This is a genomic window from Brevundimonas sp. (assembly GCF_032017145.1).
Taxonomy (GTDB): Bacteria; Pseudomonadota; Alphaproteobacteria; order Caulobacterales; family Caulobacteraceae; genus Brevundimonas.
Genome location: NZ_DALZQC010000111.1, coordinates 1 through 10,272, shown reverse-complemented (window position 1 = coordinate 10,272; position 10,272 = coordinate 1). Strand labels below are relative to the sequence as shown.

The 10,272-nt window shown below is 68.5% G+C and carries 8 protein-coding genes and 1 tRNA gene; 6 read left to right on the top strand and 3 right to left on the bottom strand.

Annotated features, from left to right (window positions below; all coding sequences use genetic code 11):
• Positions 1-116: 116 nt before the first annotated feature.
• The gene (locus tag RTU05_RS18330) at positions 117-866 is read left to right on the top strand and encodes a recombinase zinc beta ribbon domain-containing protein (RefSeq protein ID WP_409411635.1); all 750 of its coding nucleotides are present in this window, start codon (positions 117-119) and stop codon (positions 864-866) included.
• On the opposite strand, the gene RTU05_RS14955 is transcribed toward RTU05_RS18330, so the two are convergent.
• A tRNA-Arg gene (locus tag RTU05_RS14955) sits at positions 822-898 on the bottom strand. The genes RTU05_RS18330 and RTU05_RS14955 overlap by 45 nt on opposite strands.
• A gap of 164 nt (positions 899-1,062) precedes the next feature.
• On the opposite strand from RTU05_RS14955, the gene RTU05_RS14950 reads away from it, so the two are divergent.
• Complete coding sequence (locus RTU05_RS14950) at positions 1,063-2,802, top strand: gamma-glutamyltransferase family protein (RefSeq protein WP_312599145.1); 1,740 nt, start codon at positions 1,063-1,065, stop codon at positions 2,800-2,802.
• 4 nt (positions 2,803-2,806) lie between these two features.
• Here RTU05_RS14950 and RTU05_RS14945 read toward each other — a convergent pair whose 3' ends face one another.
• Both RTU05_RS14945 and RTU05_RS14940 read right to left on the bottom strand, forming a co-directional pair.
• Complete coding sequence (locus RTU05_RS14945; protein WP_312599144.1) at positions 2,807-3,667, bottom strand: lipid A-modifier LpxR family protein; 861 nt, start codon at positions 3,665-3,667, stop codon at positions 2,807-2,809.
• A gap of 174 nt (positions 3,668-3,841) precedes the next feature.
• Positions 3,842-5,731: a ribonucleoside-diphosphate reductase subunit alpha gene (locus RTU05_RS14940; RefSeq protein ID WP_312599143.1), complete on the bottom strand. Its 1,890-nt coding sequence runs from the start codon at positions 5,729-5,731 to the stop codon at positions 3,842-3,844.
• A gap of 273 nt (positions 5,732-6,004) precedes the next feature.
• Here RTU05_RS14940 and RTU05_RS14935 point away from each other — a divergent pair, with 273 nt between their 5' ends.
• From RTU05_RS14935 to RTU05_RS14920, 4 genes are all read left to right on the top strand, one after another.
• Entirely contained in the window at positions 6,005-6,778 is a 774-nt protein-coding gene (locus RTU05_RS14935; RefSeq protein ID WP_312599142.1) for a phosphatase PAP2 family protein, read from the top strand.
• 83 nt (positions 6,779-6,861) lie between these two features.
• Complete coding sequence (locus RTU05_RS14930; protein ID WP_312599141.1) at positions 6,862-8,184, top strand: acetyl-CoA hydrolase/transferase C-terminal domain-containing protein; 1,323 nt, start codon at positions 6,862-6,864, stop codon at positions 8,182-8,184.
• 50 nt (positions 8,185-8,234) lie between these two features.
• A complete protein-coding gene (locus RTU05_RS14925; protein WP_312599140.1) occupies positions 8,235-9,038 on the top strand; it encodes an ATP-binding cassette domain-containing protein in 804 nt (267 codons plus the stop codon).
• Positions 9,039-9,097: 59 nt separating this feature from the next.
• Positions 9,098-10,272, top strand: a 1,175-nt coding sequence (locus RTU05_RS14920; RefSeq protein ID WP_312599139.1) for a PQQ-dependent sugar dehydrogenase, incomplete at its 3' end; no start/stop codon positions are given.

The window sequence follows — 10,272 nt, the reverse complement described above, 5'->3', positions numbered from 1 at the left end:
TCCAGCTCCGAAAAGCTAGCATGGGTGTCCACTGAAACGAGGGAGGATCAGTTCGAGCGCGTCTCACCTCTCGGAATCCTAAGTGGACCCCGCCGCGCGTCTCCACCGGCCCAAACCTGCTGACGGGGATTTGCTTCTGCGGCGCCTGCGGCGGGGCCATGACCTTGAGGACGGGAAAAGGTAGCGCGGGCGGCCAGTACCGCTACTACGCATGTTCGACCAAGGCTCGCATGGGCGAGACTGGCTGCACCGGCCTAGCTGTCCCCATGCACAAGCTCGACAACGCGATCATCGACCATCTCGAAACCCGATTACTCGATCCGGACCGCCTCGCGGCTCTGATGGAGCAGCTTCTGGATCGTCGAGAGGAATGGGCCGACCAGAGGCGCGGCCACATCGCGGAGATGCGTAAGCGCGCCACCGAGGCCGAGGCCAAGCTGAACCGGCTCTATGAAGCCATCGAGAACGGTCTGCTGGCGCCGGATGACGCCTCGCTGAAAGATCGGGTCGCCGAACTTTCCGGCACCCGCGATCAGGCCAGGGCGGACGCCGAGCGGATCAGTGCGTCAGTCGAGCGGTTGGCGCCGACGATTACGCCGGACGCCTTGGCGCGGTTTGCCACCGCCGCCCGGCGCAAGCTGCGGGATCGGACCAGCGGCTATAGGCGAGACCATCTGCGCGCCCTGACGCAACGAGTGGAGGTCATCAGCAAGACCGAAGCGCGCATCATCGGCTCACGAACAGAGCTTCTGCGGGCATTGGCGTCTAGTGATGGTGGGAGTTACGCCGCCGCTGGCGGAGTTCTCGGTTTTAAACCGAAGTGGCGCACCCGGAGCGATTCGAACGCCCGACCCTCAGATTCGTAGTCTGATGCTCTATCCAGCTGAGCTACGGGTGCGGCTGCCTTGCGGCGAGGGCGGGTCTTTAGCGGGTGGATGGGCCGGACGCAAGCGGGGGAATGCAGTTTCTGCGCATAGAACGGTTGGCGCGGGGCGGCAGACCGCTTAGGCGTTGGGGCGACGGCCGGCCGTCCGGTCTTTTCGCCTCGTCCTGGAATATCCCATGCGCCCTCTTCGTCGCCGACTGGCCGCCCTGCTCGTTCCCGTGATCCTGGCCGGATGCCAGACGGGCGCGGCGCCGAACGGGGGCGCGGTCGCGGCGGTTCCGACGTCCGCCCCGGTCGGAAGCGAGGCGGCGCGGGGGCCGTTCGTGGCGGCGGCCAATCCGCTGGCGGCCGAGGCGGGAATGGCGGTGCTGCGACGCGGCGGGTCGGCGGTAGATGCGGCGGTGGCGATCCAGGCGGTGCTGGGGCTGGTGGAGCCGCAGTCGTCGGGCCTGGGGGGCGGCGCCTTCCTGATGGCCTATGACGCCACGACCGGCGCGGTGACCGCCTATGACGGACGCGAGACGGCGCCGGCGTCGGCGACGCCCGAGCTGTTTTACGAGGATGGGAAGCCCTTGGCCTTCATCGAGGCGGTGCTGTCGGGGCGGTCGACCGGGGCGCCGGGGGCGGTGGCCATGCTGGCCATGGCGCAGAAGGACCACGGCAAGCTGGCCTGGCGCGATCTGTTCGGGGAGGCCGAACGGCTGGCGCGCGACGGCTTCACGGTCAGCCCGCGTCTGGCGGGCATGATCAACGGCAATGCGCCCCAGGCGAAAACCCCCTGGGCGACGACCTATTTCACCCGGCCGGACGGACGACGCTATCAGGCGGGCGACACGCTGAAGAACCCCGCCTATGCCGAGACGGTGGCGCGGTTGGCGGCTCAGGGACCGGGGGCCTTGTATGGCGGGCCGATCGGGCGGCGGATCGCGGCGACGGTGCAGGAGGGGCCGCGTCCGGGCGGCCTGACCGAGGCGGACATCGCGACCTATCGACCCTTGCGACGCGACGCCCTGTGCCGGCCGTATCAGGCCTATGTGGTCTGTGTGCCGCCGCCGCCGTCCAGCGGCGTGGCCCTGCTGCAATTCCTGGCGATGGCGGAGGACACGCCCGATCTGGACAAGGGGGCGCGGAGCCCGGAAGCCTGGGTGGCGTTCGGGCGTCTGCAGCGGCTGATGTATGCGGATCGCGACCGCTATGTCGGCGACAACGATTTCGTCGGCGTGCCCATCGCGGGCCTGCTGGATCCCGACTATATCGCCGGGCGCGCGGCGCTGGCCCCGCAGGTGAACGGGCCGGTCGAGGCCGGGGCGCCGACCGGATCGCCGCCGCGCGGGACGGACCGAACGGCCGAACCGGGCGGCACCTCGCACTTCGTCGTCGTCGACGCCTGGGGCAATGCGGTCAGCATGACCACCACGGTCGAGAGCCTGTTCGGCAATGGGCGGATGGTCGACGGCTTTTTCCTGAACAATCAGCTGACGGATTTCTCCTTCACTCCGCAGGAGGACGGCCATCCGGCGGCCAATGCGGTGGCGGCGGGCAAGCGGCCCCGGTCGTCGATGACGCCGGTGCTGATCCTGGATCGGCAGGGACGGCTGATCGGGGCCATCGGCTCGCCGGGCGGGTCCAGCATCCTGGCCTATGTGGCCAAGGCGCTGGTCGGGACGCTGGAGTGGAACCTGTCGATGCAGGAGGCCATCGCCCTGCCCAATCTGGTGGTGCGCGGCGACATGGTGGGCGCCGACACCCAGATGATGTCGCCGGACATCCGCGAAGCCCTGGGCGCGGCGGGCATGCCTCTGCGGCCGAATGCGACCGAGACGTCGGGCTTGCACGGCGCGATCTGGCGCGATGGACGATGGGACGCGGGGGCGGATCCGCGTCGCGAGGGCGTGGCGGTGTCGGAGGTCCGCTGAAGCCTTAGCGGCTGGGGCGGATCGACAGCTGGAAGGCCAGCAGCCCCTCGCTGACGTCGGTGTCCAGGCCGTTCATGCCGCGCAGTCCCTTGCCGGCGTCGATCTCGCGATAGACGACGCCGATGGAGGTCTGCATGTCGCCCTTGCGATAGGCCACGCCGACCGAGGCGTCGCCCAGGAAGCTGCCCTTGTCCTGGGTATAGCCGGACCGGGCATAGTCGCCGTCGCGGGTGCGGGCGAAGTTGTAGCCCACGGCCCGGCCCGAACCGGCGGCGTAGACATACCAGCGGGGGCGTTCCCCAAAGCGTTCGGCGCCGCTGGGGGCCAGACGCTCCAGCCCTTCGCCGATCTTGAGGGTGACGCCCGCCTCGGCCGAACGCCCCTCGCTGCCGACGCCGAGACCGGCATGCGGGGTCAGGCTGACTTCCAGGCCCGAGGCGGTATGGCCGTGGGCGCCGCGGAAGCCGCGCACATAGCGCAGGTCGTAGGCGTCGGGGGACAGTTCGGCCCGGTCGACGGGCGTGACCGGCAGAGGCGAGCCGTCGGCGCGGCGCAGACGGCCTGCGGTCTCCAGCGTGACCCGGTCGGTGAAGGCGGCGCGGTCGATCCAGACGTCGCGGCGGCTGGCCGCCTCCAGCCCTGAGCGATCGTCATGCTGGAAGGCGGGGGGCAGTTCGATATCGCCGCCGAAGCGGGCGTCGGGCGCCACACGGAAACGGGTCTGGTCGATCAGGCGGGCGACGGCGTTGTCGGCGGGCGTGTCGAAGGCGTTGGGCGCCCAGGTCTGGGCGCAGGCGACATCGGCGCCCATCCCGACCGAAGCCAGGACGCCGCAGGCCCCCATCATCAACACCTTGGAACGCATTCGGTCTCCCCACCGATCCGCTGGCGATCACCCTGCAACCAAGAGACGCAGGAGTCCAACGGAGTTTTCGACACGGTTTCGTCGCTTTTCAACGGCGACCCGTGTCGGTGGGTTCCAGAACGAAAAAGGCCCTGCGGTCGCAGGGCCTTTTCTCAGGTCGTCGGTGCGCCGGCCTTACTGGCAGGCCAGGCACTCGTCGTAGTCGGTCTTGGGCATGGAGAAGAGGTCGGGCTGGTTCGGATCGACCACCTCCTCGGCCTTGTCCTCGGCGCCGGCGAAGGCGGCGCGCTGAACCGACTTGGAGCGCAGATAATACAGTGACTTCACGCCGCGCTCCCATGCCGACCAGTGCAGCATGTGCAGGTCCCACTTGTTGACGTCGCCAGGGATGAACAGGTTCAGCGACTGGGCCTGGCAGATTTCCGGCGCGCGGTCGGCGGCCAGTTCGACCACCCAGCGCTGGTCCAGTTCGAAGGCGGTCTTGAACACGCCCTTCTCGTCCTCGTTCAGATCGTCGATGTGCTGGACCGACCCCTCATGCTCCAGGATCGAGTTCCAGACGGCCTCGGTGTTGATACCCTTCTCGTCGAGCAGACGCTCCAGATAGGGGTTCTTGACCGCGAAGGAGCCGGACAGGGTCTTGTGGGTGTAGATGTTGGCCGGGATCGGCTCGATGCCGGCGCTCGTTCCTCCGCAGATGATCGAGATGGAGGCGGTGGGGGCGATGGCCAGCTTGTGGCTGAACCGCTCCATGACGCCGCGATCCTGGGCGTCCAGGCAGGGACCTTTCTCTTCGGCCAGGGTGCGGCTGGCCTTGTCGGCCTCGCGGCGCAGATGCTTGAACAGGCGCATGTTCCAGGACTTGGCCATGGCGCTTTCGAAGGCCACGCCCTGGCCCTGCAGGAAGGAGTGGAAGCCCATCAGGCCCAGGCCCACCGAACGCTCGCGCCTGGCCGAATAGACGGCGGCCGACATGGCGTCGGGCGCGCGCTGGATGAAGTCTTCCAGCACATTGTCCAGGAACCGCATCAGGTCCTCGACGAAGCGGGGCTCCTCGCGCCACTCCAGGAAGGTCTCGGCGTTGACCGACGACAGGCAGCAGACGGCGGTCCGGTCCACGCCCAGGTGGTCCTTGCCAGTATGCAGCATGATCTCGGCGCACAGGTTCGACTGTTTGACCTTCAGGCCCAGGTCGCGCTGGTGCGGCGCCATCTGGCGGTTCACCGTGTCCGAGAAGATCAGATAGGGCTCGCCGGTCTGCATGCGGATGTCGAGCAGCTTGGTCCACAGCGAGCGGGCGTCCACGGTCTTCAGAACCGCGCCGTCCTTGGGCGATTTCAGATCGAAGGTTCCGCCGACCTTGACCGCCTCCATGAACTCGTCGGTGACGTTGATGCCGTGGTGCAGATTCAGGGACTTGCGGTTGAAGTCGCCCGAGGGTTTGCGGATTTCCAGGAACTCCTCGATCTCGGGGTGATGGATGTCCAGATAGACGGCGGCCGAACCGCGACGCAGCGAGCCTTGCGAAATCGCCAGCGTCAGGGAGTCCATCACGCGGATGAAGGGAATGATGCCCGAGGTCTTGCCCGCGCCCTTCACCTTCTCGCCGATGGAGCGGACGCCGCCCCAGTAGGTGCCGATGCCGCCGCCGTTCGAGGCCAGGGCCACGTTCTCGTTCCAGACGTTCTGAATGCCGTCCAGGCTGTCGCCCACCGCGTTCAGGAAGCAGGAGATCGGCAGGCCGCGATCCGCGCCGCCGTTCGACAGGACCGGGGTCGCCGGCATGAACCACAGGCGGCTCATATAGTCATACAGGCGCTGGGCGTGTTCGGCGTCGTCCGAGAAGGCGGTGGAGACGCGGGCGAACATGTCCTGATAGCTTTCGCCCGGCAGCAGATAGCGGTCTTCCAGCGTCTTCTTGCCGAAGTCGGTCAGCAGATCGTCGCGGGACCGATCCACCTGGACCGATTTGACCACGGTCAGATGGGGGCGCTCCGGCGTCGGCGTCGCCGCAACGCCTTGGAATTCCGTCGTCTTCAATGCCTCGCCGCCAGCCATGGTCATCTGCGTCCTGAACAAAAAATCGTTTGAGCCGCCCGCGCCGCGACCACATCATCTAGTGGCGTTGGCGCTCCCCGAGCCCACATATAGGGCGCACATGCCTAATAACCCGTCAACGGGCTTGACGGTCAGTTTATGAGCGAATCGGTCGGACAAGTCGCGCAGGCATGTGGAAAAGCCAGCAAGCAAGCCAGCACGCTCCTTTTGCATCCGCGCGACAGCGAGATCACGAGCGCGTGATCGGAACATCCGGCCAGCTTGGCCGTTCGCCTGCCCATGACATTCGCACACGTTCGCGCCGTTTTGAGACGTATCCTGACGGTCGCCCGCACCGAGATCGCGGCCCTGACCGCCCTGCTGGTCATGGCGGGCGGGGTGTTGAGCTTCATCGAGATCGCCGACGACATGACCGAGGCGGACGGTCAGGCCTTCGACCAGCACGTCCTGGCCCTGATGCGGCCCTATGCCGACGATCCCGGTCGACCATGGGGGCCGTGGTGGCTGAAGGAGGCGGCGGCCGACATCACTTCGCTGGGCGGCATATCGGTGCTGGGTCTGTTCGCCCTGATCGTGATCGTCTTTCTGCTGAGCCAGAGGAAATGGCTGTCGTCGCTCCTGCTGGTGCTAGGCCTGGCCGGCGGCGTGGCGCTGAGCGAGGGGCTGAAGGCGGTGTTTGAGCGCGAACGGCCGCCCGCCGCCATGCAGGCGGTCGAGACGATCAACGCCAGCTTCCCCTCGGGCCACGCCCTGCTTTCCACCGTCTTTTATCTGTCCGTCGCCGTCATGCTGACGCGCGCCTTTCCCAGGCGGCGGTTCAAGGCCTTCGTCCTGGGGGTGGGCATACTGATGGCCCTGCTGGTCGGGCTGACGCGCATCTATCTGGGGGCGCACTGGGCGTCGGACGTGCTGGCCGGATGGGCGGTGGGTGCGGCCTGGGCCATGGCGCTGTGGTTGGTCGCCTATGGCGTGGCCCGGCTGCAGCGGGGGCGTCACGCCGCGCTGCAGGATCACGAGATGCTGGACCGAACCGAGGGCCCGACCAAAGTCTAAGGCCCCTCTCCCGCCGCGACGGAGGATAGTGGGCCTGGACGCCCCCGCAAGGGTCACGAGAGGGGCGCAGACGGAGACACGCCATGGACGACGCCGCCCGCCTCTATGCCGAACGGTTGAAAACACCCGACCATGCCGCGGCCCTGATCGCCTCCGGGGCCAAGGTGGCCATGGGCCTGGGCGTGTCCCAGCCGCCGGCCCTGCTCAAGGCCCTGGCCGACCGGGCCGAGCGCGGCGAGGTCGAGGACGTCAACCTCTACTATCTGCTCAGCACCGCCATCGCCGGCCAGACGGTGCTGCGCGACGAACTGATGGGCCGCATCCGTCCCTGGAGCCTGTTCCACACCGCCATCGAACGCGGGCTGGAGCAGCGGGCGCGCGACGCGGGCCGACCCAATCCGGTCCAGTTCATCCCCACGGGCTTCCAGCAGTCGCCGCGCCTGCTGTGTCATGAAGTCGGGGTGGATACGCTGATCTGCGTCGTGTCGCCGATGGACGAGGACGGCTTCTTCTCGTTCGGCACGAACACCGACTATTCCAAGCCAGTGTCCGAGACGGCCCGCGCGGTGATCGTCGAGGTCAATCCGCACATGCCGCGCGTGTTCGGCGACTGCACCGTCCATGTGTCGCGGGTCGCGGGCATCGTCGAACACGCCGCTCCGCTGCTGGTCGTGCCCAAGGCCCAGCCCCAGCCCGCCGACCGCGCCATCGGCCGGATCATCGCCGATCTGGTCGAGGACGGCTCCACCCTGCAGATGGGCATCGGCGCCCTGCCCAACGCCGTCTGCGACGCCCTGAAGGACCACCGCGACCTGGGCGTCCACACCGAGATGCTGACGCCCGGCCTGGTCGAGCTGATGCAGGCGGGGGCGGCCAATCACGCCCGGAAAACCCTGCACCCCGGGGTCGGCGTCTTCGCCTTCTCGATGGGCGACCAGAACACCTACGACTTCCTGGACGACAATCGCGGGATGGAGGCCCATCCGGTCTCCTATGTGAACGACCCGGCCGTGATCGCGCGAAACGCCCGGATGATTTCGGTCAACGCCACGCTTCAGATCGACCTGTCCGGCGCCTGCTGCTCGGAGTTTCTGAACGGACGCCAGTTCACGGCGGCGGGCGGCCAGCTGGACTTCGTGCGCGGCGCCTATGGGTCGCAGGGCGGCAAGTCGATCATCGCCTGCCACTCCACGGCGGCCAAGGGCGCGGCGTCGCGCATCGTGGCGCGTCTGGACGGGCCGGTGACCACGCCGCGCAACGACACCCACATCGTCGTCACCGAACACGGCTGGACCGATCTGAAGGGCAGGTCGACCAGCGAACGGGCAATGGCCCTGATCGCCCTGGCGGCGCCCGAGTTCCGCGACGGCCTGATGCGCGAGGCCCAGGCTCAGGGCCTGATCTGACGTCGCTCTTCGGGTTCCGCCTCTTGCCCACAACGGCTAGGCTTTCGGCCATGACCCACCCCCTTCTGTCGATGGACCGCGTGAGCGTCGCGCGCGGAGACCGCACCTTGCTGAACGGCGTCAGCCTGACCATCCCCGAAGGGCGTCACACCGCCATCCTGGGCCGAAACGGGTCGGGCAAGTCGACCCTGGTCAAGCTGATCACCCGCCAGATCTATACGACCGCCGGCGTGGGCGGGCATGGAGCGCTGGGCGAGGTCCGCATCCTGGGCAGGGCGCACTGGGACGTCTTCGAACTGCGCAGCCTGCTGGGCGTGGTGTCGCCCGCCGTCCAGTCCGACTTCACCAGCGACGAGAGGCTGGAGGTGTTCGATGCGGTGGTGTCCGGTTTCTTCGCCGCGCGCGGCGTGTGGAACCACAAGGTGACGGAGGCGATGCGCCAGGCCAGCCGCGAGGCGCTGGCGCGGATGGGCGCCGCCCATCTGATCGGGCGCACGATGGCCACCCTGTCGACGGGCGAGGCGCGGCGCGTTCTGATCGCCCGCGCCCTGGTTCACCAGCCCCGCGCCCTGCTGCTGGACGAACCGTGCAGCGGGCTGGACCCGGCGACACGGCGACAGTTTTTGGAGGCGCTGCGCGACGTGGCGCGGTCAGGCGTGACCCTGGTGCTGGTCACCCATCACATCGAGGAAATCCTGCCCGAGATCGACCATCTGGTAATGCTGCGCGACGGCCAGGTGCTGGCGGACGGCGCCAAGCACCACCTGCTGACCCGCCCGGTCCTCAGCGACCTGTTCGGCCTGCCGACAACCGTCGAACGACGCGGCGACTGGTTCTGGGCGCATCTGGATTGAGGCGGCGCGCCCCGCCTCGGCTTGCCGGAGGATGACGAAAGGGAGAAGCTGGGAACCTCATGCTGCGCCCCCTCCTTCTGATCCTGGCCCTGATCGCCACGCCGGCCGGCGCGAGCGCGGCCCAGCGGACCTATGCGACGCAAGGCGACTGCGGAGGGCGGCCGATGACCACGGTGCGGATGGCGCCGGGCTATTGCCTGGGCCTGGTGTGGCAGGGCGACGGGGCGGACGAGCCGCGAATGCCGCGCGGCCTGCTGGCCCTGTCCGGCGGCGACTGGCTGGTCACGGACCTGGGTAGTTGGCAGGCCGGGCGGGGTTCGGTCTGGCGGCTGTCGTTCGCACCGAACGGATCGCCGCGCTGGCGCAGACTGGCCCAGGGTCTGTCGATGCCGCACACCGCGGCGCGCGGGCCGGACGGCCGCATCTATGTGTCCGAAATGAACCGCGTCCTGACGCTGGACCCGGAGGCGGCCGATCCGGCGGCGACTGTGCGGACCGTGATCGGCGGCCTGCCGGACAACCGGCTGCACGACAACCGCCACCCGCTGTCCAGCTTCGTTTTCGATGGCGACGGGGCGCTGCTGGTCAATGTCGGCGCGCCCAGCGATCGGTGCTTGGACGACAGGGGCCGGCCGCGCACGACGACCTCGGGCGCCTGCGCCGACAGCGCCGAGACGGCCCAGGTTCGGCGTCACGCCTATCTGGGGAACGGCCGGTGGGACGAGGCTGGCGCGGTCTTCGCCTCGGGCCTGAGGAACTCCATCGCCCTGGTCCGACATTCGTCGGGCACGATCCTGCAGGGCGAGAATTCGGTCGACCTGACCACGCCGGATCATCCCTATGACGAGATCAATGTGCTGCGCCCAGGCGGCCATTTCGGCTGGCCCTATTGCGTGGACCTGGCGACGCCCCTGCCGGGATGGAGCGCGGCGCAGGCGCGGTGCGGCCAGAGGGATCGGCCGTTGGCCCTGCTGCCGCCGCACGCCGCGCCGCTAGACCTGATCTATTACGACGGGGCGATGTTCCCTGAACTGCGCGGCCGGCTGTTGATGAGCTGGCACGGCTATCGCCGGGCTGCCGGTCGGATCGTGGCGGCGGAAACCGACGGGCAGGGTCGGCCGCTGACCGACACGGGCGGGCGTTACGCCATCTATCCGCGCGGCTCGCTGCCCTATCCCGCCGGCGCGCCCGGCGTGCGCGGCAAGGTGCTGACGCCCGGCTGGGACGCGGCGGC

Coding starts and splice junctions, on each gene's coding strand:
- RTU05_RS14950 (WP_312599145.1), top strand. CDS start 1,063: ATGCGCCCTCTTCGTCGCCGACTGGCCGCCCTGCTCGTTCCCGTGATC.
- RTU05_RS14945 (WP_312599144.1), bottom strand. CDS start 3,667: ATGCGTTCCAAGGTGTTGATGATGGGGGCCTGCGGCGTCCTGGCTTCG.
- RTU05_RS14940 (WP_312599143.1), bottom strand. CDS start 5,731: ATGACCATGGCTGGCGGCGAGGCATTGAAGACGACGGAATTCCAAGGC.
- RTU05_RS14935 (WP_312599142.1), top strand. CDS start 6,005: ATGACATTCGCACACGTTCGCGCCGTTTTGAGACGTATCCTGACGGTC.
- RTU05_RS14930 (WP_312599141.1), top strand. CDS start 6,862: ATGGACGACGCCGCCCGCCTCTATGCCGAACGGTTGAAAACACCCGAC.
- RTU05_RS14925 (WP_312599140.1), top strand. CDS start 8,235: ATGACCCACCCCCTTCTGTCGATGGACCGCGTGAGCGTCGCGCGCGGA.